General features: G+C 68.6%; 27 protein-coding genes, 2 pseudogenes and 1 riboswitch. Of the genes and pseudogenes, 17 read left to right on the top strand and 12 right to left on the bottom strand.

Annotated elements, in window-relative coordinates:
• Positions 1-93: 93 nt before the first annotated feature.
• Positions 94-975, bottom strand: a complete 882-nt coding sequence (locus AC1UKG_RS08195; RefSeq protein ID WP_482642588.1) for a universal stress protein — start codon at positions 973-975, stop codon at positions 94-96.
• A gap of 367 nt (positions 976-1342) precedes the next feature.
• Between AC1UKG_RS08195 and clsA the strand changes: the two genes are divergently transcribed.
• The 11 genes from clsA (at position 1343) to gcvP (ending at position 11420) form a co-directional block, all read left to right on the top strand.
• Complete coding sequence (gene clsA, locus AC1UKG_RS08200; protein WP_482642587.1) at positions 1343-1951, top strand: cardiolipin synthase ClsA; 609 nt, start codon at positions 1343-1345, stop codon at positions 1949-1951.
• Positions 1948-2859 (top strand): DUF881 domain-containing protein, encoded by a 912-nt coding sequence (locus AC1UKG_RS08205; RefSeq protein WP_475888946.1) that lies wholly within the window; start codon positions 1948-1950, stop codon positions 2857-2859. The genes clsA and AC1UKG_RS08205 overlap by 4 nt, the downstream gene beginning before the upstream one ends.
• Positions 2856-3188 (top strand): small basic family protein, encoded by a 333-nt coding sequence (locus tag AC1UKG_RS08210; RefSeq protein ID WP_018732229.1) that lies wholly within the window; start codon positions 2856-2858, stop codon positions 3186-3188. Before AC1UKG_RS08205 ends, AC1UKG_RS08210 begins: the two co-directional genes overlap by 4 nt.
• A 9-nt stretch (positions 3189-3197) precedes the next feature.
• Complete coding sequence (locus tag AC1UKG_RS08215; RefSeq protein ID WP_482642586.1) at positions 3198-4142, top strand: DUF881 domain-containing protein; 945 nt, start codon at positions 3198-3200, stop codon at positions 4140-4142.
• Between the two features lie 61 nt (positions 4143-4203).
• Positions 4204-4584 carry a glycine cleavage system protein GcvH gene (gene gcvH / locus AC1UKG_RS08220; protein WP_018742456.1) on the top strand — a complete coding sequence of 127 codons (381 nt, stop codon included), beginning with the start codon at positions 4204-4206 and terminating at the stop codon, positions 4582-4584.
• A gap of 216 nt (positions 4585-4800) precedes the next feature.
• Positions 4801-5253: an oxoglutarate dehydrogenase inhibitor Odhl gene (gene odhI / locus AC1UKG_RS08225; RefSeq protein ID WP_018742457.1), complete on the top strand. Its 453-nt coding sequence runs from the start codon at positions 4801-4803 to the stop codon at positions 5251-5253.
• Positions 5254-5303: 50 nt separating this feature from the next.
• Positions 5304-5999 carry a transcriptional regulator FtsR gene (gene ftsR, locus AC1UKG_RS08230; protein ID WP_018742458.1) on the top strand — a complete coding sequence of 232 codons (696 nt, stop codon included), beginning with the start codon at positions 5304-5306 and terminating at the stop codon, positions 5997-5999.
• A 182-nt stretch (positions 6000-6181) separates the two neighbouring features.
• Positions 6182-6646 carry a bifunctional nuclease family protein gene (locus AC1UKG_RS08235; protein ID WP_018724884.1) on the top strand — a complete coding sequence of 155 codons (465 nt, stop codon included), beginning with the start codon at positions 6182-6184 and terminating at the stop codon, positions 6644-6646.
• 199 nt (positions 6647-6845) lie between these two features.
• Positions 6846-7406, top strand: coding sequence for a MerR family transcriptional regulator (locus tag AC1UKG_RS08240; RefSeq protein WP_026271098.1), 561 nt, complete (start codon positions 6846-6848; stop codon positions 7404-7406).
• A gap of 37 nt (positions 7407-7443) precedes the next feature.
• Positions 7444-8346: an NAD-dependent protein deacetylase gene (locus tag AC1UKG_RS08245; RefSeq protein ID WP_482642585.1), complete on the top strand. Its 903-nt coding sequence runs from the start codon at positions 7444-7446 to the stop codon at positions 8344-8346.
• An 86-nt stretch (positions 8347-8432) separates the two neighbouring features.
• Positions 8433-8532, top strand: a riboswitch (glycine riboswitch).
• A gap of 71 nt (positions 8533-8603) precedes the next feature.
• The gene (gcvP, locus tag AC1UKG_RS08250; RefSeq protein WP_018742461.1) at positions 8604-11420 is read left to right on the top strand and encodes an aminomethyl-transferring glycine dehydrogenase; all 2817 of its coding nucleotides are present in this window, start codon (positions 8604-8606) and stop codon (positions 11418-11420) included.
• Between the two features lie 123 nt (positions 11421-11543).
• Here gcvP and AC1UKG_RS08255 read toward each other — a convergent pair whose 3' ends face one another.
• The gene (locus AC1UKG_RS08255) at positions 11544-11744 is read right to left on the bottom strand and encodes a DUF5999 family protein (protein WP_012013604.1); all 201 of its coding nucleotides are present in this window, start codon (positions 11742-11744) and stop codon (positions 11544-11546) included.
• A gap of 97 nt (positions 11745-11841) precedes the next feature.
• Between AC1UKG_RS08255 and AC1UKG_RS08260 the strand changes: the two genes are divergently transcribed.
• The gene (locus tag AC1UKG_RS08260; protein ID WP_080641879.1) at positions 11842-13071 is read left to right on the top strand and encodes a chorismate-binding protein; all 1230 of its coding nucleotides are present in this window, start codon (positions 11842-11844) and stop codon (positions 13069-13071) included.
• A gap of 85 nt (positions 13072-13156) precedes the next feature.
• Here the strand turns inward: AC1UKG_RS08260 and AC1UKG_RS08265 are convergent.
• Positions 13157-13867: pseudogene (locus AC1UKG_RS08265) on the bottom strand (IS3 family transposase); the annotation flags it as partial.
• A 30-nt stretch (positions 13868-13897) separates the two neighbouring features.
• On the opposite strand from AC1UKG_RS08265, the gene AC1UKG_RS08270 reads away from it, so the two are divergent.
• Entirely contained in the window at positions 13898-14095 is a 198-nt protein-coding gene (locus AC1UKG_RS08270) for a hypothetical protein (protein WP_018742463.1), read from the top strand.
• A gap of 246 nt (positions 14096-14341) precedes the next feature.
• On the opposite strand, the pseudogene AC1UKG_RS08275 reads toward AC1UKG_RS08270, so the two are convergent.
• Positions 14342-15068 (bottom strand): annotated as a pseudogene (locus AC1UKG_RS08275) (hypothetical protein).
• Between AC1UKG_RS08275 and AC1UKG_RS08280 the strand changes: the two are divergent.
• On the top strand, positions 14955-15335 hold the full coding sequence (locus tag AC1UKG_RS08280; RefSeq protein WP_482642672.1) for a hypothetical protein: 381 nt from the start codon (positions 14955-14957) through the stop codon (positions 15333-15335). The pseudogene AC1UKG_RS08275 and the gene AC1UKG_RS08280 sit on opposite strands and share 114 nt — an antisense overlap.
• Before the next feature lie 83 nt (positions 15336-15418).
• On the opposite strand, the gene AC1UKG_RS08285 is transcribed toward AC1UKG_RS08280, so the two are convergent.
• From AC1UKG_RS08285 to AC1UKG_RS08300, 4 genes are all read right to left on the bottom strand, one after another.
• Complete coding sequence (locus tag AC1UKG_RS08285; protein WP_482642584.1) at positions 15419-15631, bottom strand: hypothetical protein; 213 nt, start codon at positions 15629-15631, stop codon at positions 15419-15421.
• A 166-nt stretch (positions 15632-15797) separates the two neighbouring features.
• Positions 15798-16166 (bottom strand): cyclic-phosphate processing receiver domain-containing protein, encoded by a 369-nt coding sequence (locus AC1UKG_RS08290; RefSeq protein ID WP_018742466.1) that lies wholly within the window; start codon positions 16164-16166, stop codon positions 15798-15800.
• Between the two features lie 559 nt (positions 16167-16725).
• Positions 16726-17334 carry an NADAR family protein gene (locus AC1UKG_RS08295; protein WP_482642583.1) on the bottom strand — a complete coding sequence of 203 codons (609 nt, stop codon included), beginning with the start codon at positions 17332-17334 and terminating at the stop codon, positions 16726-16728.
• A gap of 299 nt (positions 17335-17633) precedes the next feature.
• Entirely contained in the window at positions 17634-17864 is a 231-nt protein-coding gene (locus AC1UKG_RS08300; RefSeq protein ID WP_482643198.1) for a methyltransferase family protein, read from the bottom strand.
• On the opposite strand from AC1UKG_RS08300, the gene AC1UKG_RS08305 reads away from it, so the two are divergent.
• A complete protein-coding gene (locus AC1UKG_RS08305; protein ID WP_482643199.1) occupies positions 17773-18042 on the top strand; it encodes a hypothetical protein in 270 nt (89 codons plus the stop codon). The genes AC1UKG_RS08300 and AC1UKG_RS08305 overlap by 92 nt on opposite strands.
• 9 nt (positions 18043-18051) lie before the next feature.
• Here the strand turns inward: AC1UKG_RS08305 and AC1UKG_RS08310 are convergent, their stop codons facing one another.
• From AC1UKG_RS08310 to AC1UKG_RS08320, 3 genes are read right to left on the bottom strand one after another with little or no spacing between them, the layout of a single operon-like run.
• Complete coding sequence (locus AC1UKG_RS08310; RefSeq protein WP_482642582.1) at positions 18052-18186, bottom strand: hypothetical protein; 135 nt, start codon at positions 18184-18186, stop codon at positions 18052-18054.
• Positions 18186-18929: a cation efflux transmembrane domain-containing protein gene (locus AC1UKG_RS08315; protein WP_018742470.1), complete on the bottom strand. Its 744-nt coding sequence runs from the start codon at positions 18927-18929 to the stop codon at positions 18186-18188. Before AC1UKG_RS08315 ends, AC1UKG_RS08310 begins: the two co-directional genes overlap by 1 nt.
• Positions 18929-19264, bottom strand: coding sequence for an ArsR/SmtB family transcription factor (locus AC1UKG_RS08320; protein ID WP_018724890.1), 336 nt, complete (start codon positions 19262-19264; stop codon positions 18929-18931). Before AC1UKG_RS08320 ends, AC1UKG_RS08315 begins: the two co-directional genes overlap by 1 nt.
• A 185-nt stretch (positions 19265-19449) precedes the next feature.
• Between AC1UKG_RS08320 and AC1UKG_RS08325 the strand changes: the two genes are divergently transcribed.
• Positions 19450-20337, top strand: coding sequence for a GNAT family N-acetyltransferase (locus AC1UKG_RS08325; protein WP_029124549.1), 888 nt, complete (start codon positions 19450-19452; stop codon positions 20335-20337).
• Between the two features lie 414 nt (positions 20338-20751).
• On the opposite strand, the gene AC1UKG_RS08330 is transcribed toward AC1UKG_RS08325, so the two are convergent.
• Positions 20752-21729 (bottom strand): alpha/beta fold hydrolase, encoded by a 978-nt coding sequence (locus AC1UKG_RS08330; RefSeq protein ID WP_482642581.1) that lies wholly within the window; start codon positions 21727-21729, stop codon positions 20752-20754.
• A 461-nt stretch (positions 21730-22190) separates the two neighbouring features.
• Between AC1UKG_RS08330 and AC1UKG_RS08335 the strand changes: the two genes are divergently transcribed.
• Positions 22191-23615, top strand: coding sequence for a right-handed parallel beta-helix repeat-containing protein (locus AC1UKG_RS08335; RefSeq protein ID WP_482642580.1), 1425 nt, complete (start codon positions 22191-22193; stop codon positions 23613-23615).
• Positions 23616-23713 lie beyond the last annotated feature (98 nt).

Consider the following 23713-nt stretch of genomic DNA (forward strand, 5'->3'; position numbering starts at 1 on the left):
TGGCATCTGGGTACCTCCTCGCTCCGCTCACCAGGGTTGTCCGCCGGGCGTCTACCCGTCCCGGGTGGTGACCAACCAACCGCGTCGAGCGGATCAGCCGGAAGCACGGACAATCGCGACGGGGCAGTCGGCGTGGTGCAGCGCGGATTGGCTGACCGAGCCCAGCAGTAGGCCGGTGAGCGCACTGCGTCCGTGCCCGCCGACTACCAGTAGCTGAGCCTGCTGGGACGCTTCGGTGAGGGCCGGCGCGGGCCGGCCGCGGACGACTCGTTGCTGGACGGTCAGATCCGGCCATCTCTCGGCCAGCCCGGCGACGGACTCGGCGAGTATCTGGCGTTCCTCGTGGCGTAGCTTCTCCTCGTCGTAGACGAGAGGCTGCATGTCGCCGGGTTCGCTGGCGACCGGGTGTAGGTAGGCGTGTATCGCGATGAGGTCGCTGCTGCGCAGCGATGCCTGCTCGGCGGCGAATTCGATGGCGGGAGGGGACACCGCGGATCCGTCCACCCCGACGACCACCGGCCCTGCGGTGCGGTCCGTGCCGCGGGCGACCAGGACCGGGCAGTCGGCGTGGGTGGCGACCTGTATCGCCACGGAGCCGACGACCAAGGCCGCGAAACCGCCCATACCCCGGTCACCCAACACGATCAGCGCGGCGTTCGGTGCTTCGCCGACCAGCACGGCGGCGGCCTCGCCGTCGATGATCTCACCGCCGACGCGGAGGCCGGGCGCGGTCGCTTCGGCTTCGGCGACCGCGTCGGCGACGAGCTGCTCCGCTTGGTGGCGGAGGCCCGATCCGGGTGGTCCGCCGGGTGGTGCTCCCACCGGTACGTGGAGGAGCGGCCAGATGAAGCCGTGGACGATCCGCAGCATTCGGTTACGGCGGACGGCCTCGGCGGCCGCGAGGCGTACGGCCCGCAGCGCCTGCTCGGATCCGTCCACGCCGACTACCACCGCGGCACCGTTCGACGAGTTCACCCCTTCACCCCCGCGGTCAGTATCGCGGCCGTGGGATGGCCGGGAGCCGTAACCAGTGGGTTCGCCCCAGCTGGGCGGCAGCCCAGCGCCGCCGGTGAATTAGCCCTAGTATCCTAGGTTGCCCTAGACGACGTGGGTCATCACACACCCGGACACTGCACGTATCCGCCCTGACACAGCGCATCAACGCCAGGACAGGGCGGATATAGTGGCAGCGCAAACTGGACCGGCCCGCGATCCCAGATGATCGCGGGCCGGTCCAACGGGTCGGTCCCGCGCTGGGGTCGCAGTGTCGGTGCCCGCCGACCCGGCAGCGCGGCTGGCAGATGTTGGGTCGGGCGCCGAGGCGCGCGGTGGAGGAGGTCCGGTGTCGCAGCGGCCAGCTCGAGTTGGCACTCCGCAGGCCTCCGGCCATCTCACCGACCGGGTCTTCACGCTGCCGAATGTGATCAGTTTCGTCCGGCTCCTCGGTGTGCCGGTCTTCCTCTATCTCCTCCTGGTGGCCCGCGCCGATGTCGCCGCGATCGCGGTGCTGGCGGTCGGCGGCACCACCGACTGGGTGGATGGCTGGGTCGCCCGGCGGCTCCGGCAGGTGAGCCGGCTGGGCGAGCTACTCGATCCGTTCGTCGACCGCCTCTACATCTTGGCCACACTCGTCGCGTTTACCGTCCGTGAGGTGGTGCCGTGGCAGTTCACGGTGGCGCTACTCGCCCGTGAAGTGCTGCTGTTGGGTTCCCTCGGCACGCTACGTCGCTACGGATACGGGCCGCCGCCGGTGCATTACGTCGGCAAGACGGCGACGTTTCTGTTGTTGGCCGCGTTTCCAGTCCTGTTGCTGGCGAAGGCGGTGCCAGCAACAGCTATCAGCGCGGTTGGTTGGAGCCTGGCCGGGTGGGGCCTGACCTTGTACTGGGTCGCTGGCGCGATGTACGTGGTGCAGGCCGGGCGGCTGGTGCGGGCAGCGAGGGCACGATGACCGGCTCGCAGCTTCGACCAGAGAGCCGGGAGCCGACCGGCCGCACATACGCGCCGGACTTCCTCACCGAACTGTTTCGCAATCCGCTTGATCCGGGGTACGGCGACGCGGCGGCACGCCGGCGGCAGGGGGCCAGGGTGAGGTGGCGCCGGTCGGTCCGGGCCGTGAGCCTCGTCGTCATCGTGGTGCTCGGGTTTCTGTTTGCGGTGGCGTACCGCCAGACGGTGGCGGCGGCACCGGGGCGCCAGCAGGCCCGGGAGGGTCTGGTGGCGCAGATCGAGCAGCGGGAGGGCGAGACCGACCAGCTCTCCGAGCGGGCCGACGAGTTGCGGGCGGAGGTGGCCCGGCAGCGGGCCGCTGCGCTGGGGACGGAGGCGGCGCTGCTGCACGAGTTGGAGGCGGGCACCGGCTTGGGCCGAGTGAGTGGGGATGGTGTGGTGGTGCGGTTGGCCGATGCGCCGCCCGACGAGCAGATGGTGCCGGATCCGGCTCTGGGGCCGTCGCGGGTGATCTACATCGACCTTCAGGGGGTCGCGAACGGGCTGTGGGCGTCGGGGGCGGAGGCAATCTCGATCAACGGGCAGCGGTTGACGGCAACGTCCACGATTCGATCGGCAGGGCAGGCGATTCTGGTTGATTTCAGGCCGGTGACGGGACCGTACGAGGTGTCGGCGATCGGGCCGGACGCGTTGCGGGAGCGGTTCGCGAAGACCCGGATTACGGCGACGATGCGGCAGGTCGCGGCGGATACCGGGGTGGCGTTCGAGGTGCGGGACGCCGACGACCTGATACTGCCCGCTGCGCCGGATCCACGGCTAGAGTACGCGCAGCCACCGGCCAGTTCGACGCCGTCGGGCCGGCCGGTCAGTTCTGGGACGTCTGCTCCCAATTCCGGAGGTGGTCGATGATTGCGGCGTTGGCGTTGGTTGCGGGCATGCTGCTCGGGCTGTGGCTCGATCCAACGGTGCCGGGGGCGTTGCAGCCGTATCTGCCGATCGCCGTGGTGGCGGCGCTGGATGCAGTGTTCGGTGGGGTGCGCGCGAAGCTGGACCGGATTTTCGATGACAAGCAGTTCGTGGTGTCTTTTATCTCCAACGTGTTGGTGGCTGCGCTGATCGTGTATGTGGGGGACCAGTTGGGGGTGGGTAGCCAACTCTCCACGGGTGTCGTGGTGGTGTTGGGGGTTCGAATCTTCGGGAATGTGGCGGCGATCCGTCGGCACCTGTTCCGGGCGTAGGTTGTCGTGATGAGTGGTGACGAGCACACCGAGACGGGGACGGGCTGGCCGAAGCAGCCGGGGACGCAGCCTCCGACGGGGCCCGCGGGGGAGCCGGATCCGCGTCCGGACGCGCCGGACCCGGACGAGTTGAGTCCGCTGGCGCCGGAGGTGGAGGTGGATCCGGAGCCGCCGCCGACCACGGCGGGTGAATCGAGGCTGGACCGCGCGGCGGGGCGTCCGTTCACCTCCGTTCGTGCCCTGTTCGGGGGCTGGCGACGGACGAGCCCGGCCACCGTGATGATCTTCGTATTGCTGGCGTTGCTGGGGTTCACGCTGGTGGAGCAGTTGCGGACGACATCAACGGACCCGACTACCTCGGCGGCGCGGCAGGAGGATCTGGTGCGGATTCTCTACGACCTGAACTCTCGGGAGGACCGGCTGCGGCAGGACATCGCGGCGTTGGAGGACAGCCAACGTCAGCTGTTGTCGGGGGAGCAGGGCCGGCAGGCCGCGTTGGAGGAGGCGGCGCGGCGGGCGGACGAGTTGGGGATCTTGGCGGGGACGTTGCCGGCGCGGGGTCCGGGGTTGGTGGTGCGGTTCGAGCCCGGTGGCGCGGGGGCGATTTCGGCGATGCGGGTGCTGGATGCGGTGCAGGAGCTGCGGGGCTCAGGCGCGGAGGCGATGCAGATTTCCGGTGCGGACGGGGTGACGGTGCGGATCATCGCCTCGACGTATTTCCTGGATGGGGAGAATGGTTCCCTGTTCGTGGATGGGCGGTTGTTGACGGGCCCGTACACGATCACGGTGATCGGGGATCCAGCGACGATGCGTACGGCGTTGAACATTCCTGGCGGGGTGGTGGCGACGGTCGACGGTGACGGCGGTACGGTGATCGTCGAGGATCGTGAGGTGACCGAGGTTTCGGCGCTGCACGCCCCGATCGAGCTGGAACACGCCCGTCCGATCACGTGACTGGTGGCGCGGCTGCGCCGTCATGTGGGGTTGGCGCACGATGGGATGAAGGACGCAGCTGGTGATTCCTGAGGATCTACGGTATACCGCCGAGCACGAGTGGGTTGCGGGTGGTGGCGACGGCGTGGTGCGGGTTGGTATCACGCATTTCGCGCAGGACGCGCTGGGTGACATCGTCTTCGTCCAACTGCCCGAGGTGGGGGCGGCGGTGTCCGCTGGTGATTCGGTGGGTGAGATCGAGTCGACGAAGAGTGTGTCGGAGATCTACGCTCCGGTCGCCGGGACGGTGTCGGCGCGCAATGAGGCGCTGGGCGACACTCCCGAGTTGATCAACAGTGATCCGTATGCTGCGGGTTGGCTGTTCGAGGTCACCGTGGCTGATCAGGGCGGGCTGGACGGCCTGCTGTCGGCGGGTACGTATCGCGAGCTCACCGAGGGCTGAGTGGTGCCCTTATGCCGGTGCGGGGGTTGGTTCCGCGCGTCCGGTTGCCCTGCTTTTCGGCGCTGGCTAGGCTCGCCCAGTCGACCGAGAATCCGATAGTTGAGCGTTGTGTAGTTGCCTTCCTGGCACGGGGAGCCAGCCGCCGGGTGCGAGAATGCCCGGCGGCCAAACCCGCTCTTACCCGACGCTGACCGAATAGATCCGTGAGGTGGTCCCATGACGCGCCCAGACGACGAGTTTCCCCCACTCGACGTCACTTCGACGCTCAATCTCGGCTCGCTCGAAGAGGCCCTGGAGGGGCCGGATCCCGATGTGATGCCGAACCGGGTGTCCGGTTCGTTGCCGCCGGGGATGGCTCTGCTGGTGGTGCGGCGGGGGCCGAATGCGGGTGCCCGGTTCTTGCTGGACCACGATGTGACGACCAGTGGGCGTCATCCGGACAGTGACATTTTCCTGGATGACGTGACGGTGTCACGGCGGCACGCGGAGTTCCACCGGGATGGTGGGACGTTCACGGTGCGGGACGTGGGGAGCCTGAATGGGACGTATGTGAACCGGGAGCGGGTCGAGGCGGCCACGTTGAGCAACGGTGACGAGGTGCAGATCGGCAAGTTCCGGGTGGTGTTCCTTGCGGGTCCGCGGCCCGAGGAGGGGGCCGGCCGGGGGTGAGTGAGCCTGCGGCGTCCGCTGCGCCGGGGTCACCCCGGCCGCAGCCGTTGATGAGCATCGGTGAGGTGCTGGCCCAGTTGCGGGTGGACTTTCCGGATGCCACGTTGTCGAAGTTGCGGTTCCTCGAGGCTGAAGGCTTGGTGGAACCGCAGCGGACGGCGGCGGGGTACCGGAAGTACAGCTGGGATGATGTGGCGCGGTTGCGGTTTGTGTTGACCGCGCAGCGAGATCAGTACCTGCCGCTGCGGGTGATCCGTGAGCAGCTGGCGGTCTGGGATGCGACCGGTGAGCAGCCGGGTCGTTCTCGGCCGGCGTTGGTGGCGGTGGGCCCGGGTGGTGAGGTGCCGGGGCAGCCGGCGGAGGCCGAGTCGTCGCGGGTGCGGTTGGATCGGGCCGAGTTGATTGCCCGCAGCGGTGTGGATGAGGCGACGCTGGCGGAGCTGGAGCGGCTGGGTGTGATGGTGCCGGATCCGCCGGGCTGGTATGACGGGGATGCGTTGATCATCGCGCAGGCGGTGGCGGGTCTGGCGGCGTATGGGTTGGAGCCGCGGCATCTGCGGGGGTATCGGTTGGCGGCGGACCGTGAGGTGGGGTTGTTTGCCCAGTTGGTGACGCCGTTGGCGCGGCAGAGTGATCCGGCGGCGCGGGCGCGGGCGGCGGAGACGGCGCGGGAGTTGGTGGCGTTGTCGCAGCGGTTGCACGCGGCGTTGGTGCGGGTGGGGTTGCGCTCGACGTTGGGGCGGTGAGACCGCCACCCGGTGGTGTCTGGCCGGGTGGGTGTGTGCGGAAAGATCTGTCTGTTGATGCGTGCCGTAGGCTTGCCGGGGTAACCCCTTTGCGGTGCGTGCCGCGCGTGGGACGGCCGGGTCGCGGTCCGTGTACGGTGCAGAAGGGGTGCGGCGTAGGTGACAACGACACGGAGGCGGCGGTGCGCGAGCTGAGTGTGGTCGGGGTTCGGGTGGAGCTGCCGGGCAACCAGCCGATCGTCCTGCTTCGGGAGGTCGAGGGGGACCGCTATCTGCCGATTTGGATCGGCGCGGTCGAGGCGACGGCGATCGCCTACGAGCAGCAGGGGGTCAAGCCGACGCGGCCGTTGACGCATGATCTTCTTCGGGATGTGTTGGCGGCGTTGGAAGCGCCGTTGCAGGCGGTGGAGATCACCGAGTTGAAGGAGAATGTCTTCTTCGCTGATCTGTTGCTCGGTGACGGGGTGCGGGTGTCGGCGCGGCCGAGTGATTCCATTGCGTTGGCGTTGCGGGTGGGGGCGCCGATTCGGTGTGCTGACGAGGTTCTCAGCGAGGCCGGGATTGTGATTCCGGACGAGCAGGAGGACGAGGTGGAGAAGTTCCGGGAGTTCTTGGACCAGGTGAGTCCGGAGGACTTCGCCGGCTGACTCGGCTGACCGGTTGATCCGGTGGTCATGGGCTGTCGTGCCGCCGTCACGGTTGGTGACGGTCTCTTTGGCGTGTTGTGCGCACGGCGTGTCGCGTTGTTGTTGCCTGGTAACCGTCGGGTGCGGCGTTAGGGTGACCGTATCGAGGGGTGCTCGTCTCAAGGTGGACGTGGTACCGCACGGCGGGGAGGTTATCCGGATGCAGGAGCCGTGGGATTCCGATTCGGGGCCGGGTGTGCCGGCGATCGACGGTGACGGCGAGGTCGGCTACCGGGGTGTGACGGCCTGCCATGCGGTGGGTATCAGTTACCGGCAGTTGGATTACTGGGCGCGGACTGGTCTGGTCGTGCCGGGAGTGCGGGATGCGTCGGGTTCGGGGACGCAGCGGTTGTACTCGTTCCGGGACCTGGTGGTGTTGAAGGTGGTCAAGCGGCTGTTGGACGCTGGGGTGTCGTTGCAGAACATCCGGAAGGCGATCGAGGCGTTGCGGTCGCGGGGGGTGGCGGACCTGGCGGGCATCACGTTGATTTCCGACGGGACGACGGTGTACGAGTGCCGGTCGCCGGAGGAGGTGGTTGACCTGCTGCAGGGCGGTCAGGGCGTGTTTGGGATCGCGATCGGTGGGGCGTTCAAGGAGATCCAGGGGTCGTTGTCGCATCTGCCGGCGGAGTCGGTGGCACCGCAGCCGGCGGTTCCGGCTCCGGTGCAGGTGGCGGGGGATGAGTTGGCGGCGCGGCGGGCACGGCGGCGGGTGAGCTGAGCGGCGCGAGTGGGCAGGTGGCCGTGGACGCGGCAGCATGGTTCTGGTGAGCGAACAGGTGGAATTGCTGGCGGGGCTGGTCTCGGCTGGTGGGGTGGTGGTGCTCAGCGGTGCTGGCCTGTCCACCGAGTCGGGGATCCCGGACTACCGGGGGCCCAGTGGTGCGGCTCGGCGGCACTCTCCGATGACGTATCAGGTGTTCACGCGGGATCCGTTGGCGCGGCGACGGTACTGGGCGCGTAGTCACCTGGGGTGGCGCACGGTTGCCCGGGCGGTCCCCAACGCCGGGCATCGGGCGGTGGCTCGCTTGCAGCAGGCCGGCGTGGTTGATGGGGTCGTGACGCAGAACGTGGACGGGTTGCACACGGCGGCGGGTAGCAGCGGCGTGGTGGAGTTGCATGGCCGCCTGGATGAGGTGGTGTGCCTGGATTGTGGGGTTGGGGCGTCGCGGTGGGAGCTGCATCAGCGGTTGGCGGAGGCGAATCCTGGGTTCGCGGCGCGGGTGTCGGCGGTTAATCCGGACGGTGACGTGAATCTCGATGATTCGGCGGTGGCGGGCTTCCGTACGGTCGATTGCGCCCAGTGTGGTACGGGGACGTTGAAACCGAACGTGGTGTTCTTTGGTGAGTCGGTGCCGGCGGCGCGGGTGGCCCGGTGTTTCGCGATGGTGGAGTCCGCGCGGATGCTGTTGGTCCTTGGTTCGTCGCTGACGGTCATGTCGGGGCGGCGGTTTGTGGTGCGGGCAGCGAGTTTGGGTATTCCGGTGGCGATTGTTAACCAGGGCGCGACGCGTGGCGATGCGTATGCGGCGGTGACGGTGGATGCCCCACTGGGGCACGTGCTGCCGGCATTGGCCGATCACGTGGGTGCCGTCCAAGACGGCGCGGATCACTTCGGTGCCGCCCAGGACAGCGCGGGGGGATCGGTGGTGGTGGGCTGACCGTGGTGGGCTGTTGTGCGGTCGGTAGTGGCCCGGGTGGGGACGCCCGGGTGGGGATGGCCGCTGGTAGCGTTGGTCGTGCCGGTCGCACCCGTGTGGGAGAGACCGCCCGGAAACCACCCGGTGCGGCGCCGAAGGGGCAAATCCTCCCCGGAACCTCTCAGGCAAAAGGACCTCACGGGTAGGCACTGTGGAGCGTCTGCGGGCGCGACAGAGGGGGAGGCCGACCTGTCGACCTCATCCCCGGGGAGCGCCCCATGTCCCTTGAGCAGTTCGCCGCCCGTCATATCGGTCCGGATCCGCAGGACGAACGCCGAATGTTGGAGGTCGTCGGCTACGGCTCTGTTGACGAGCTGATGGATGCGGCGATTCCGGAAGCTATCCGTTGGTCGGGCACCCTGGACCTGCCGGCGCCGGCCAGCGAGTCGGAGGCGTTGGCGCAGCTGCGGGCGCTGGCCGAGCGCAACACCGCTGCGGTGTCGATGATCGGTCTTGGCTACTACGACACGCACACGCCGGCGGTGATCCGGCGCAACGTGTTGGAGAATCCCGGCTGGTACACCGCGTACACGCCGTACCAGCCGGAGATCAGCCAGGGACGGCTGGAGGCGTTGCTGAATTTCCAGACCATGGTCACCGATCTGACTGGGTTGGCGACCGCCAACGCGTCGATGCTCGATGAGGGCACCGCGGCGGCCGAGGCGATGACGCTGGCGCGGCGGGCGAGCCGCAGCCGGAGCCAGGTGTATGTGGTGGATGCGGACACGTTGCCGCAGACGGTGGCGGTGATCGCGGGTCGGGCCGAGCCGCTCGGTATCGACGTCCAGGTGGTTGACCTGGATGGTGCGGAGCTGCCGGCGGAGTTTTTCGGCCTGCACGTGCAGTATCCGGGGGCGTCCGGGGCGGTGCGGGACCACGCGGCGGTGGTTGACGCCGCCCATGCCGCGGGGGCGTTGGTGACCGTGGCCGCCGACCTGTTGGCGTTGACGCTGCTGCGTCCGCCGGGGGAGATCGGTGGTGACATCGCTGTCGGCACGACCCAACGGTTCGGGGTGCCGATGGGCTTCGGTGGCCCGCACGCTGGCTATCTGGCGGTCCGCGCGGGCTTGCAGCGGATGCTGCCGGGACGGTTGGTCGGTGTGTCGCGGGACGCGGACGGGGAGTCGGCGTACCGGTTGGCGTTGCAGACTCGGGAGCAGCACATCCGTCGGGAGAAGGCGACGAGCAACATCTGCACCGCGCAGGTTCTGCTCGCGGTGATGGCCGGGATGTACGCGGTCTACCACGGCCCGGACGGGTTGCGGGCGATCGGGGCGCGGACCCATGCGATGGCGGCACGGTTGGCGGCCGGGTTGCGTGCGGGTGGGGTGGATGTTGCGGATGTTCTGTTCTTCGACACTGTCTCGGCGGTGGTGCCGGGTCGGGCGGCCGAGGTGGTGGAGGCAGCCGCGCGGCGGGGGGTGAGTCTGCGGCTGGTGGACGCCGACCGGGTCGGTGTTTCCTGTGACGAGACCACGACGGAGGCGCATCTCGCGGCGGTGTGGGCGGCATTCGGGGTGCCGGTCTTCACCGGCGCGGTGGATACGGCGTTGCCGGCGGCGCTGGCCCGTACGTCGGATTTCCTCACCCACCCGGTGTTTAGCGCCCATCGGTCGGAGACGGCGATGCTGCGGTATCTGCGGCGGTTGGCGGACCTCGACTATGCCTTGGATCGGGGCATGATCCCGTTGGGGTCGTGCACGATGAAGCTGAACGCGACCACCGAGATGGAACCGGTGAGCTGGGCGCAGTTCGCGCAGGTGCATCCGTTGGCGCCCGAGTCGCAGACCGCCGGCTACCGGGAGTTGATCGCCCAGTTGGAGGGCTGGCTGGCGGAGGTGACCGGGTACGACGCGGTCAGTGTGCAGCCCAACGCCGGATCGCAGGGGGAGTTGGCGGGGCTGTTGGCGATCCGTGCGTATCACCGGTCACGGGATGCGGGGCTCCGCAACGTGTGCCTGATTCCGTCGTCGGCGCACGGCACGAACGCCGCGTCGGCGGTGATGGCGGGGATGCGGGTGGTGGTGGTCGGCTGTGACGCCGACGGCAACATCGACCTGGTTGACCTCGATGCCAAGATCGATGCGCATCGGGAGACGCTCGCCGCGATCATGGTGACGTATCCGTCGACGCATGGAGTGTATGAGACGGGTATCGCGCAGGTGTGCGCGAAGGTGCACGACGCGGGTGGGCAGGTGTATGTCGATGGGGCGAATCTCAACGCCCTGGTCGGGTTCGCCAAGCCGGGACGGTTCGGTGCGGACGTGTCGCACCTGAACCTGCACAAGACGTTCTGCATCCCGCACGGTGGTGGCGGGCCGGGCGTGGGGCCGGTGGCGGTGCGTTCGCATCTGGCGCCGTTTTTGCCCGGTGATCCGCTCGCGGGGGATTCGCCTCGGCCGGCGGTGTCGGCGGCCCGGTACGGGTCGGCGGGGATCCTGCCGATTCCGTGGATGTACCTGCGGATGATGGGTGCGGCGGGGCTGACCCGGGCCACGGGAGTGGCGGTGCTGGCGGCGAACTATGTGGCGGCGCGGCTGCGGGGCGCTTTCCCGGTGTTGTACGCGGGTAACAAGGGCCTGGTGGCGCACGAGTGCATTCTGGACCTGCGGCCGTTGACGAAGGCGACGGGCGTCAGCGTCGATGATGTGGCCAAGCGGCTGATCGACTACGGTTTTCACGCGCCGACGATGTCGTTCCCGGTGGCGGGAACATTGATGGTGGAGCCGACGGAGAGCGAGGATCTCACCGAGCTGGATCGGTTCTGCGACGCGCTGATCGCGATCCGGGCCGAGATCGACAAGGTGGGGTCGGGGGAGTGGCCGGCGGAGGACAACCCGTTGGTGAACGCCCCGCACACGGCGGCGATGGTCTCGGCCGACCAGTGGTCGCATCCGTATCCGCGGTCGGTCGGGGCCTACCCGGCGGGGAATCGGCTGGGGAAGTACTGGCCGCCGGTGCGGCGGATCGACGGCGCGTACGGTGACCGGAACCTGGTGTGTTCTTGTCCCGCACCGCAGGCATTCGAGGAGTGAGACGCGGCCGACGGGCCGGGCGGGGTGTGGCCGCCCGGCCGGTTGGTGTCGACTCCCAGGCCGGTGACCTGTTCGGGCGGCTAGCCTGGGGCGACGGAACCAGATGATTACTGTGAGTTGTCGTCAGGCGACCAGGGCGTGGCGGGCGGGGCCGCGGTGCGGGGCGATGCTGCGTCCGTCGGGGAGTATCTCGCCGGTGTCCTCGAAACTGATGACCCCGTTGCAGAGCAAGCTCCAGCCCTGTTCAGGGAAGCAAGCGATGACTTTGGCGGCGTCCCGGTCGGTGGCGTCGGCAGAGGGGCAGGTGGGTTGGTGCTGGCACATCGGGGTTCTCCGGAGGGTGGGGGAACTGTGTGATGGTTCACATGGCCAGTGACGCACAGTACCAAGTTCGAGTGACCAGCATCGAGCGGGTGTGCGCGTGCCGCGTGGAAAATCCACTAAACGGTGGAGGCGGAATGGACCGGAGAGCGTGGAAACGCTTCCAGCGAAGGTGACAGCTGCCCCGCCGGGGGCGCCGCCGGACTGCCGGCGCGCCCACGTCGAACGCGCCCGCTGGGAGTGGCGCGTCGGTGACGGCGGTGACCCGATGGTGCGCGTCCAGGAGTTCCTCGCCGCCCACGGCCTCACCCTGGATGACCTCGCTCGGCCGGCGGCGCGCACCCCAGAGCGGGTCTGCGGGGCCGCCCTCTACGTCTCGGCCGCGGCCGGCGCGCTGGGGGTCGGCCGCGGCCCCGGCCCGGCCACACCGGCTCCCGCCCTGCCCGACGTGGCTGTCGTCGTCTACGGCCACGCTGCCACGGCCCACCGCCGCCCGGCCCACCGCCGGCCGTCGGCCTGGTGGCTCGGCGCCTGGGCGGAGAGTTGGACCCCACAGCAGCACGCCGACGCGGTGCGTGCCGTGCGCGCGGCAATCGGCCGCGGGGATGTCTACCAGGCCAACCTGGTGGGACACGCCGCCGCCCGCTATGCCGGGGATCCGCTGCCCGCCCTTGCCCGCCTCGGTTCGCTGCCCGGCGCCCGGTACGGGGGCGTACTCACCGGTACCGGGTGGGCGATTGGCTGCGCCTCCCCGGAGACCCTCGTGGAGGTCACCGACGGGCGGATGATCACCCGGCCGATCAAGGGCACCCGCCCGGCCACCTCGGCTGGCCGGGCGGCGCTGCTGTCCAGCACGAAGGAACGCGCGGAGCATGTGATGATCGTTGACCTGCAGCGCAATGATCTGGCCCGCCTCGCCCGTACCGGCACCGTCACTGTTGATGACCTGTTTGCCGTCCGTCGCTGGTGCGACCTGTGGCAGGCGGAGTCGACCATCTCCGCGGCGGTCGGGGAGGGGCTCGGCGTAGCGGACCTGCTACGCGCCATCTGCCCCGGCGGGTCGGTCACCGGGGCCCCGAAGCTCGCCGCCCTGGACCACATCGCCGCCCTGGAGCCGGTCGGTCGTGGGGCCAGCATGGGCGCGTTGGGCTGGGTCACCTCCGGCCGGGTCGACCTGGGTTTGACCATTCGCACCGCCGCGGCTGACGACGATCACCTGCACGTGTGGGCCGGCGGTGGGATCACCTGGGGCAGCGACCCGGAGGCCGAGGTCGCGGAGGCGGCGGCGAAGGCAGCCCCGGTTCGCGCCGTACTGGCCGCCGGACCCTGACGGCGAGCCTTCGGCTCCTCGCCCAGGGATGTCCGCGCCGCCCGGCCCGCTGGGCGGCGCAGACCCCTGATCCTGGACACGGGGTCTATGCGGCCGGGGCCAGCGTAGCTGGCGCTGGCCGGGTGCTCTTCTCGTAGGTGATCGGCGATTGCTGTCCGAGCCGTGAGTGGCGTCGGACGGTGTTGTAGCGGTGTAGCCACCGGAATGAGGTCAGTCGGGCCTCGCGTTCGTCAGTGAAGGCGCGGCGGCCCTGCAGGGTCTCGCGTTTGAAGGTGGCGTTGAACGACTCCGCAGCGGCGTTGTCGGCGGAGCTACCGACCGCGCTCATCGACTGCCGGACCCCGGCTGCGGTGCAGGCTTCGGCGAAGGCCCGAGAGGTGTACTGCCTGAGCTCCGTGGTCGGTGTGCATGCGCGCCGCGCGCAGGCTGCCTCGGTGCGCTGGGCGGCGTGCAGGGCGTCGATGACCAGGTCGGTGCGCATGTGATCGGCGATCGCCCAGCCCGCGAGGCGCCGAGAGTGCAGGTCCAGGACGGTGGCCAGGTAGAGGAAGCCGCGGTCCCCGACTGGTAGGTAGGTGATGTCACCGACGTAGCGCTGATTCGGCTGCCCGGCGGTGAAGTCCCGCCCGATCAGGTCCGCAGCCTTCGCCGCAGCCGGATCCGGCACCGTCGTACGCGCTCGTCGGCGTAGCCGTAGTCCTTGCACGCCGAAGCGGCGCATCACCCGTACGACCCGTTTACGGTTGATCGCCAGGCCGGCGTCGCGGAGTTCGGCGGTGACCCGTGGCGCTCCGTACCCCACTACGACCACCGCGACGGCTTCACGATGCACAGACCCGACCAGGGGGCTCGGGACAACCGAGCATTCTGGGAGGCCGCCAACCGAGTAACGATCCCCGAACAGGCGAACGACCTGAACGGCCTACTCGATCAGGTTCTCCATTACCTACGAGCGGACACCGTCGTGCGCAGTGTCGACTGCGACAGCGACCTGGATCGGCTGCCCAGCAGCCCTACCCGGTAGCCGAGTTTCCGCAGTTCCCCCGGCTGGCCATCCGTAGAGGCCTGTCCGACTGGCAGAGTCGTGTAATCCAACCGTCTGGTATTCCGATCAACGAGCCAAGGCTTGGTGACTCTTCGTGCCGGCGGCGGGTGGTGAGCTCGTCGAGGTTAGATGTGCCGGTGACGGTTCATGACGTGGCGGGTGCCCTGCCGGACATCCTGACCCGGCGACAGCACCCCCGGATCATCCGAACGACAGGGCGGTAGGTCATACCGGGCCGGGCGACCGAGCAGGCCCCGGCCAGTCGGGACCATAACAAGGTAACGGAGGGTCCATCTCCTGGATCTCGATGATTCCGGGCCAGCGTCGGTCGACCGGGTCGGTGCCACGGCGTAGCCAGAGGGTCGTGCCGTCGGCGGCCGTCGCGGTCTCGATGACATGGTCGGCGTCCCCCTCGATGCGGCCGGTCTCGACCGGGCCCAGGCCGAGCCGCTCCGCCTCGGTTCGTAGGCCGCTGCGGGCGACATGCAGCAGGGCGGCCCGGCCCGGATCCACGCAGGCGCCGCTGGGCTCGACGTGGGGCAGCCACGGCTCCAGCGCCGCCACGGTTCCGGTGATGGTGGTGGCCGGGACGGTGACGAAGAGCCGGCCGACAATGTCGGATTCGGCCGGCCCGATGTCCAGGGTGCGGTCGGGGGTGCGGCCGGTGCCGTGGGTGGCGCCTTCCCAGCCCATCTCCTGGTCGGCTCGGTCGATCACCAGGCGGGTGGCCGGCGGGCCGGACGTAGGTCTTCGCGTAGCGGACGTTCGGCGAGTAGACGAAGTCCTGTTCAGCCCAGCCGAAGCGGTGCAGTAGTGGGCGTGCCATGGCGTGCATGGCGTGTTCCTCGCTCACCGCGACGAGAGATTCCGACAGCAGCAGGTACGCGCGTTCGTCATCGACATCTATCCCGTCGGCGCCGATCTCGTCGGCGAGGGGGGCGTATCGCCGCAGCGTTTCGATGGCGCTCGCGGTGCCGCGTTCCAGCCGGAGCATCGCCTGCATCCCGAACAACGGCTTGGACTTCGCCACAAATCGCTCCCTATCGAATTACTGCTGTCACTTACCACCATGCCGCCGGTCGGCATCGTCAGCCCTGGTCCGACCAGCATCGAGACCGGCGGCGTTGTGAATGCGCGCGATCGCATCCTAGTCGTCGTCGTTGGTGTAGGGCCGAATCTCGATCTCCACCTGCGGGTGTGTACAACAACTAACGGCTGATCGACCGATCAAGGGAGAGACGCCAGATGACGACCGAGACCACCGTGGGACAGTAGGCGATCGACATCGTTTGAGCAGGCGGGTTACGGTTCAGCGTTACGGCCTCCGGTGTAGCGGTTCCAGGTTCCGCCAGCGGCGGCGTGATGGCGGTGGGTGGTGGTGTAGTGGAAGCCGAGGGCGTGGGCGACGACCGGTGCCGGGGCCTGGAGGACAAGTTGGTGTAGTGCCGCCAGGCGACCGGGAATGGAGGGGACGCCGAGGTCTCGGATGAGTGGCCCGATCGTGCTTGTGGTCAATGGCTGGCCGGCGCGGCGGCCGGGGAACAGCCAGGGGGAATCACGATTCGTGGCGGTGCGCACAATAGATCACGGAGGCACGGACGACCCGGTCGAGAGCACTGCCAGGTGCACTCTTCTGCCGCAGGCCGAGTGTGGTGGCCGGCCGACGACGTGTTCGAACCGATCAGCTCACCGCAGGGCCGTCGAGATAGCCGACCTCCGCGGAACCCGATGCGACATGGACGCGATAGCCCCAGTGCCGTAAGACCTGTGCGATCTTCGCAGCGCCGCCCGGGTTGGAGGAATGGACATTGACAACGCCGATGTCGAAGGGGCGCTTCTCGAAGGAGGCCTGTTCCAGGATCCTCACGACCGGCCAGATCGTGTCGTCACCGCCCAAGTCGTGGTCCAGCCACAGCTCGTCCAGGCGCCCGTCCCGGTACCGGCCGAGGAGCTTGACTCCGGCTGCACTCGTACGGGCCACCTCCGCTTCGCGACCATCCACGAACGAACGAAGGTCATCGACCAGAACGATCGTTCGGCGGGCGTCCACGCGATGATGATGACTGACACCGTCACGATCCGCCATCCGGATCTGCCGCGATCCGCTCGCTACGTAGCGTCACGCGCTGTGTGGCCGCGCGGGTCCGGGGCCGTGCTCTCTCACAGCGGTTCGAGGTCGTCCTCGTCGTCCTCGTCGGCCTAGTCGACTGGCAGGGTCGCGTAAACTAAGTGTCTTGTATTCGTGTTAGGGCTCGTCCAGTAATCACGGTGAGTTACGCCGAGTATGGTGCTGGCAGCGAAATCTGCATCCACGATGCCATTGGATGCCAATGTTGTGCAGTTGCGGGGCGCGGGCGTCCACGGTGGCGGCGAAGTCGTCGAGGTCCAGTTCCATCACGCTGGCGATGTTAGGGCGGTTACGGGTCTGTGCTGGTAGGGGACCTTGTCGCGGAGCATGGCGAACAGGACGTCAACGCGGCGTCGGCGTTGAGTTCCCAGGACGAACCATGGGTTGTAGCCCAGCACCGGGCCGGTCACGGGGTTGGCTGGGCGGATGACGCGGTACTGTTCGGTGCCGAGCCGTCCCTGATGTACCCGGACCTTGAGGGTTATCCGGTGGCGAGCTGCGTGCGTGCGTGCATCAGCGCGAACCCGAGAAGGTTGCGCCCACGCCATCGGGCAGGATCGTGTGCGCGGGGGTCCGTGGCGGACAGGCCGATGCCCCAGACACGATCCACCGGACTGGCTTCCACCAGTACCCGGTTGCCCGTGCGAGACAAGTACTGCCCGAGGTCAGGGTGCTGGCTGAACTTGGCCACGTTGCCGGCGACGACCAGGTCGAAGCAGTGCGCATCCCAGGTGGCCTGGTCGAAGCCGCGGACCTGCCGGCCCAGAGCCTTGACCGCCCCCGGGTGCGGCGTCGTGAGTATCCGCGCGGCAATCGCTTCGTCGCCGAACAGGCGGGCCTTGCCGACCATCATGTAGTGCTCGGCCGTGGCGTACCGGATCCCGTCGACGACGAATGGAGCCAGCCACCACTGGCTCAGGCACCCCGGTCCGATGCTGCCGTCCGATTGGGGCTGGTGCCCCCAGAACAACAGGTACTTGACCCGACCGCCCGCAGCGGCGCGCGCCCGCAACTCAGACAGGCTCCGCGGCGGGGAGGCGGTCTTCGGGCATGTCCCGCAGGGTGCCAGATTCGGGCGGTCACGCGCCATCAGGTTTGCCTGCCATGCGTGTCTCCAGGCTGCGTACCCGTTCCCGCAGTAGGAGCCACTGAGCCCCTTCCAAGCTGATCTTGCAGCTCAGGACGGGTGCGGTGGGCCCGGTAACCTCCCGCATCTCACATCCGATGCGACCCACCTATCGAACATGCAGGTCAGGGTGGGCGGATTCGCCCCCCCCCTCGCAGCAGGGAGCCATCTCCACCAGGTCTACAGTCGTCGAAACCGCTACTCGCGCGACCAGCAGCGCCAACCTTGGCCATAGGTAGCACGCAGACTGTCTTGTTTTCGCATCAGACTGAATACGCGGCGGTTGTAGTAATCGACCGAAAATCAACGGCGGCGCGGACCTGCAGCTGCACCGACACGACCAGCATCAGTGTGGCGGCTAGGGAGATCAAGTTGGGCGTCATCAGGGTGATGCCGAGGCTGGTGACGGTCATCGCGGTGAAGATCGGGTTGCGGGCGAGGGCAAAGACGCCGGTGGTGACGAGCGCGGTGCGCTCGCCGGGGTCGACCCCGATGCGCCAGGAGGTGCCCCATCTGCAACTGCGAGACGAGGGTGGCCAGCACCCCGGCCACAGCCAGGACAAGTCCGGCTGTGGCCGCCACCCGGCGGTCGAGCACGCCGAGCGGGGGCAGGCCTGCGATCGCGGCGACCGAGCCAGCCGGGCCGAGCAGCAACGCGGCGGCGAACAGTAGCTTCGCCCATCATCGGAGGGTGCCGGCCGGCCCAGCGTCCAGGCGCAGCCCGGTGTCGCCGGTGCGGCGCCATTGCACGACGATGCGCCATCCGAACGCCAGCGCCAGCCCGGCCAGGTAGATGCTCAGAGCGGCTGCGGCCATCACCGCGCCCCGGGCTCGGTCGTGTCGCCGCAGCCGTCGCCGCAGCCACCGGCGGTCGCGTCACCAGTGGTAGCGACGGCCGGGGTGGCGTGCAGGGCGGCGTTGGGCGCGCAGCAGGTGTCGCCCTTCCACGCCTCGCGGCCTTCCTTGACGGCGACGGCGGCGATAACCAGGGCGGCGATCGGGTCGGCCCAGGACCAGCCGAACAGGCTGTTGACCGCCAGGCCGACGAGTAGGACCGCGGACAGGTAGGTGCACAGCAGGGTCTGCTTGGAGTCGGCCACCGCCGTGCGGGAACCGAGTTCGCGGCCGGCCCGGCGCTGCGCGTACGACAGCACCGGCATCACCAGTAGCGACACCGTGGCCAGCACCAGGCCGACGCTGGAGTGCTCAGCCTCGGCGCCACCGAGCAGCGCGCGTACCGACTCCACGGTGATGTACGCGGCGAGGACGAAGAACGACACGGCGATGATGCGCAGCGCTGTCTTCTCCCGCGCTTCGGGGTCTCGGCCAGCGAACTGCCACGCCACCGCGGCCGCGGAGGCCACCTCGATGATCGAGTCCAGGCCGAAGCCGATCAGCGCCGTCGACGAGGCGAGGGTGCCGGCGGTGATCGCCACGACCGCCTCGATCACGTTGTAGCTGATCGTCGCGGCGACGAACAGCCGCACCCGGCGGGCGAGCACCGCCCGCCGGGTGCGTGTCGGTCCGGCCGGGGTGAGCTGGATCAGGGGCAGGCTCATCAGCAGCAGCCCTTCGAGTCGGAGTCCGGGCACGCGGCCGGGTCCACGGCCAGGACCAGGCCGAGCAGGTCACCCAGGGCGTGCGCCAGCCGCGGGTCGGCCAACTCGTAGCGGGTACGTCGGCCCTCCGGCGCGGCGACCACCAGGCCGCAGCCACGCAGGCAGGTGAGATGGTTGGACAGGTTCTGCCGGGTCGTGCCCAGCAGCTCGGCCAGCTCCGCCGGATATCCGGGCCCGTCGCGCAGCGCCAGCAGCAGCCGCGCCCGGATCGGATCCGACAGCGCGTGGCCGAAGCGGGCCAGCACTTGCCCGTACGTCAACGTCTCCACACCCACAACAGTACATCAGATGCTGTACTAACGGCAGTGGGATGCGTACTGCCTCACAGGGAACCCCCAGGAACCCCCAGCAGCCGCTCAGCCCTGGTGACGACCTGGACACGGACATTCCGCGACCGTGACGATCGCCGGCTGCTTCGAAAATCGAAGGTGCCAGGCCGCACTTTGGGTTTGGGTGCACCATGAGCATCATTCTGAGTACCCCGAGCGTTGAGGAGCTGTCACCAGCGGTGGACACGCTCAAGCGGTGGCAGCACGACGGGGGACCGCCGCATCTGCATTCCGGCGATCTCGGGTGGCACTCGTTACGTGGTGCCGAGGCTACGGCGGCTGCCGTCCGGATGTGGTTGCGCGACGGGGAGGTTCTCGCGATCGGGCTGCTGAACGGCCCCGAACTGGTGCGCATGGCCGTCGCTCCCGACTGGCGTGATGACGAGGCGCTGGCCCGCCGGCTCGCCGCTGACCTGGACGACCCAGGGCGTGTCCTGGATTCCGACGGTGCGACCGTCGAAGCCCGAGGTGCGGAGCGTCTCACCCAGTTGCTGCTGGAGCGGGGTTGGGAGCGGGATGAGCCGTGGACAACGTTCCACCGCAGTCTCTCGGAGCCGGTGAAGGACTGCGGTGGACGCATCGAGACGATCGAGCCCGATCGCGCCGAGGTGTGGGTCGGTGTCCACTGGTCCGCGTTCCGCGGCTCACCCTTCACCGATGCCGACCGGCGCCGCACGGTCGGGCGTTGGCTCGCCATGGCCGCTGGCCCGTTCTACGCTGACGCACGCTGCCTCGCCGCATTCGATCAGTTTGACGACGCCGTGGCAGTCGCGGCTGTGTGGTCAGCCGGCCCGGGGCGACCAGGACTGCTGGAACCGATGGGCGTCCACCGCAGTCACCGAGGCCATGGGTACGGCACGGCGATCACGCTTGCCGCCGCTGCGGCCCTTCGCGACATGGGTTCGTCCAGCGCGAGTGTGTGCGTGGAGAGTTCCAACGTCGGCGCCGTAGCTACCTACGCCTCGGCCGGCTTCACGCCGTCAGACGAGGTGGCCGATCTGCGCCGCGGCTGCCGATGAATACCGCGACGCCGCCTGCCAGGACCCGGCCGACAGCGGACTGATCAAGCTCACGGTCATCGAGGTCCGCCCCTGATCAACATTGCCTCATCCGCCCGATCAGCGACCTCGCCCTCCGGTCGTATTAGTGCATACGAATCCGGTCCGGCCAAAGGTATGAACGCGACTGCACCAACCCGGCGCCACCTCGGCGGTTCGTGCACAGGAGTTCGGACTCCGACATCCGCAATCCACGGCACAGCCGCCCGGTGGAGGACCCCTAAACGGGACACCAGCACGAACACCCCTCGGCCGCGGCCGCACCGCCAATCAAGATCAACTATGTGGCGGCTGGTGCCACGTTCGTTACCAGCACCCCTGGTAGCGCGTTGGCTGGGCTCTCCGACGAGAGCCCAGCCCACGTCCGAAGGGGCCTCAGCCGAGGAACGCCTTCAGGTGCTGGACGACGGCCGCCGGCTGTTCGTCGATGAAGTAGTGGCCGGTGTCATCGATCTGCGCGGTCTGAAGGTTGGTCGCCTGCTCGCTGAGGGTCGCGACCAGGCTGGGGTAGAACGCCGGGGATGCCAGTCCCAGAGTCGGGGTGTCAATCTGCCCGTACGTGTCGTTGTCGATGATGTCTTGACCGAACGTCTTGTACCAGCCGTTGCCACCCCGGATCGCGTCCGGCGTCGCGTACGCATGGGCGAAGATAGCGCGGTCGGTATCGCTGATCGCATCCCGGTTCACCAGGAAGCTGTCGAACATCCAGTCGACGAGGATGCGGGAGCGGCCGGTGACGAGCTGCTCGGGCAGGCTGTTCACCTGGTTGAAAGCCCACCACCACGGATGCAACCCACCGCCCGGTGCGGGCAGCATGCGGAATTCGTAGTATCCACTGTTCGGGTGGGTGACATCCAGCATCACCAGCTTGTCCACGAACTGGGGCATGTTCACCGCGAGACTGAAGGCGACCATGGCCCCGATATCGTGACCGGCGACATGCGCCTTGGTGTAGCCGAGCGCGGTGATCAACCCCGCGATGTCGGCGGCCATCGTCTTCTTGTCGTAACCGGACTGGGGCTTGCTGGAATCGCCACCGCCACGTAAATCCACGGCGATGACACGGTACTGCTCGGCGAGATCGGGCATAACCGTGCGATACTCCCACCACGTCTGCGGCCAGCCGTGCAGCAAGATCAGGGGTGCTCCGCGACCGCCGGCAACATAGTGCAGGCGTACGCCATTGGTCCACACGTGCCCGCTGGTGAACGATCCAGAAAGACTGGCCGCGAGATAGCTCGACGATGGCCCTCTTCTGGCCTGTCCTTCCGCTGGCGCGGCGTGTGCGCCGGCGCCGGTGACTACCGCGGCCGCCGATCCGGCACCGATTGCGAACAGCTTCCTTCTCTCCATAGAGGACAGGCTAGGCGGCAAACCCGCGTACGTCACGCTGTCGGAGCGAACTCCCGGTCGCTGTCAGGGAATGCCGGATATTGCCCGCGGGCAGACCGACGTGCTTGCAGATCAGGGCAGCACGCGTCACCTTCCACCGGCCCTGGAGGACGCCCCTTCGTGGAGTTGTCGATCGCGGTGCGCGAGTCTGCCGCGTGGTCGCAGGAGGGGCGGGGCCGCCGTCGATGGGCACCCCCCGTCACCGGCGCCGAGCCTCCACGTCGGCGTTGGGAGAGCGGCGGCGATCAGCTGGCACCGGTGACAAGACCACCAGAAACATCGAAAATATGGGGGGTGTTCACACGTCTGGTTCCTTTTTTCGCTCTCTGGGTTGTTTGTGAGTCTTCGTGTTCTTAACTCCTGCTGTGGCGTCAGCACCGCTGCCACCGCACCCGGACCGTCCGCACAGAAAGCGATGAACGATGTTGCAGAGCAGGAGACCCCCCCGCCCGTCCGGGGGGCGCGGTCGGCGCCGCGTCCCGCAGGCTGTCGCGGCGGTCAGCGCCGTGGCCCTCACCGGAGTCGCGGGTCTGGCCGGCGCCGGACCCGCCACCGCATCCCAGCCCTCGCCGGAGCGCGCCGTCGCTGACGGCCAACCACACCGGGAATGGTCGAAGGTTGACGGCGAGTGGGGTGGCCACTGGGGAAAGGCCGGCCACTCGGGTTGGCAGCGGGATGCGCATGACGACGGGAAGGACAAGGGCACCCCGGTGCCCTGCGACCCCAACGCGCTGATCGCCGCGATCACCGCGGCGAACCAGGCCGGCGGCGGCACGCTCCGCCTGGCCGAGAAGTGCACCTACACCCTCACCGTCAACCAGGACGACAACGGACTACCCCAGGTCTTCCAGCCCATCACGATCCACGGCCAGGGCGCCACCATCATCCGGGCCGCCGCCGCCGACAACTTCCGCATCTTCGAGGTCGTCACCGGCGGCGACCTCACCCTCAAAGACCTCACCGTCGCCGGCGGAAGGCTCGTGGGCGGCAACGACGACGGCGGCGGCATCTTCGCCGGCGAAGGCACCCGGCTAACCCTCGAACGGGTAACCGTCCGGGACAACATGACCCTCGGCAACAACGGCGATGGCGGCGGCATCTCCGGTGACCGGAGCAAGGTCACGATCACCAAGAGCACCATCACCCGCAACACCGCCACCGACGAGGGCGGCGGCGTCTCCAGCGACAACGGCACCTTCACGATCAGCAAGTCGAAGCTGACCCACAACACCTCCGGCACCACCGGCGGCGGGTTCTCCAACGACCAGGGCTCCGCCACCATCAGCCACACGCTGATCAGCGACAACACCGCCACCGACGGTGGGGGCGTGGACAACGACGGCAACCTCTCCGAGATCGTCCACAGCACCATCGCCCGTAACACCGCCAGCGGCCTCGGCGGCGGCATCTACGACAACGGCAACGAATCCCTCCTGCTCCAGCACGTCAAGGTCGCCGAGAACACCGCCACCACCGGCGGGGGGCTCTACCTCGTGGAGGACATCGGCGCCACCATTGAGGACAGCAAGATCGTTTACAACACCGCCACCACCGGCGACGGCGGCGGCATCGCCATCGTCGGCGATGCCGTGGTGGCCCTGCGCCGCACCACCGTCTCCGGCAACCAGGCCGGGGAAGCCGCCGGCGGTATCTTCTTCGACCCGTCCGACCCGACCACCATCCTTACCCTCACCGACGTCCGCGTCACCGACAACCTCGCCCAGAACGAACCCGGCGGCGTCTACAACGGCGGCGTGATCAACGTCTTCGGAAAGGTCATCATCATCAACAACCGACCCACCAACTGCACCGGCAGCCCCAACCCCGTACCCACCTGCTTCGGCTGACCGGCCGACTCGAGGCGCCCCGGCGGCTACCGCCGGGGCGCCTCGCTGCCCGCGCCGGTGCCGGGCCGCCCTCCCCGCCCGGCGTGGGGCGATAGTCT

The organism is Salinispora sp. CH2A1_6 (assembly GCF_056820975.1).

What these genes read in the sequence shown, in the direction of transcription:
- AC1UKG_RS08205 (WP_475888946.1), top strand. Translation starts at nt 1,948, where the DNA reads ATGACCGGCTCGCAGCTTCGACCAGAGAGCCGGGAGCCGACCGGCCGC.
- AC1UKG_RS08210 (WP_018732229.1), top strand. Translation starts at nt 2,856, where the DNA reads ATGATTGCGGCGTTGGCGTTGGTTGCGGGCATGCTGCTCGGGCTGTGG.
- AC1UKG_RS08215 (WP_482642586.1), top strand. Translation starts at nt 3,198, where the DNA reads ATGAGTGGTGACGAGCACACCGAGACGGGGACGGGCTGGCCGAAGCAG.
- odhI (WP_018742457.1), top strand. Translation starts at nt 4,801, where the DNA reads ATGACGCGCCCAGACGACGAGTTTCCCCCACTCGACGTCACTTCGACG.
- ftsR (WP_018742458.1), top strand. Translation starts at nt 5,304, where the DNA reads ATGAGCATCGGTGAGGTGCTGGCCCAGTTGCGGGTGGACTTTCCGGAT.
- AC1UKG_RS08240 (WP_026271098.1), top strand. Translation starts at nt 6,846, where the DNA reads ATGCAGGAGCCGTGGGATTCCGATTCGGGGCCGGGTGTGCCGGCGATC.
- AC1UKG_RS08245 (WP_482642585.1), top strand. Translation starts at nt 7,444, where the DNA reads ATGGTTCTGGTGAGCGAACAGGTGGAATTGCTGGCGGGGCTGGTCTCG.
- gcvP (WP_018742461.1), top strand. Translation starts at nt 8,604, where the DNA reads ATGTCCCTTGAGCAGTTCGCCGCCCGTCATATCGGTCCGGATCCGCAG.
- AC1UKG_RS08255 (WP_012013604.1), bottom strand. Translation starts at nt 11,744, where the DNA reads ATGTGCCAGCACCAACCCACCTGCCCCTCTGCCGACGCCACCGACCGG.
- AC1UKG_RS08270 (WP_018742463.1), top strand. Translation starts at nt 13,898, where the DNA reads ATGCACAGACCCGACCAGGGGGCTCGGGACAACCGAGCATTCTGGGAG.
- AC1UKG_RS08295 (WP_482642583.1), bottom strand. Translation starts at nt 17,334, where the DNA reads ATGGCGCGTGACCGCCCGAATCTGGCACCCTGCGGGACATGCCCGAAG.
- AC1UKG_RS08310 (WP_482642582.1), bottom strand. Translation starts at nt 18,186, where the DNA reads ATGGCCGCAGCCGCTCTGAGCATCTACCTGGCCGGGCTGGCGCTGGCG.
- AC1UKG_RS08315 (WP_018742470.1), bottom strand. Translation starts at nt 18,929, where the DNA reads ATGAGCCTGCCCCTGATCCAGCTCACCCCGGCCGGACCGACACGCACC.
- AC1UKG_RS08325 (WP_029124549.1), top strand. Translation starts at nt 19,450, where the DNA reads ATGAGCATCATTCTGAGTACCCCGAGCGTTGAGGAGCTGTCACCAGCG.
- AC1UKG_RS08330 (WP_482642581.1), bottom strand. Translation starts at nt 21,729, where the DNA reads ATGGAGAGAAGGAAGCTGTTCGCAATCGGTGCCGGATCGGCGGCCGCG.
- AC1UKG_RS08335 (WP_482642580.1), top strand. Translation starts at nt 22,191, where the DNA reads ATGTTGCAGAGCAGGAGACCCCCCCGCCCGTCCGGGGGGCGCGGTCGG.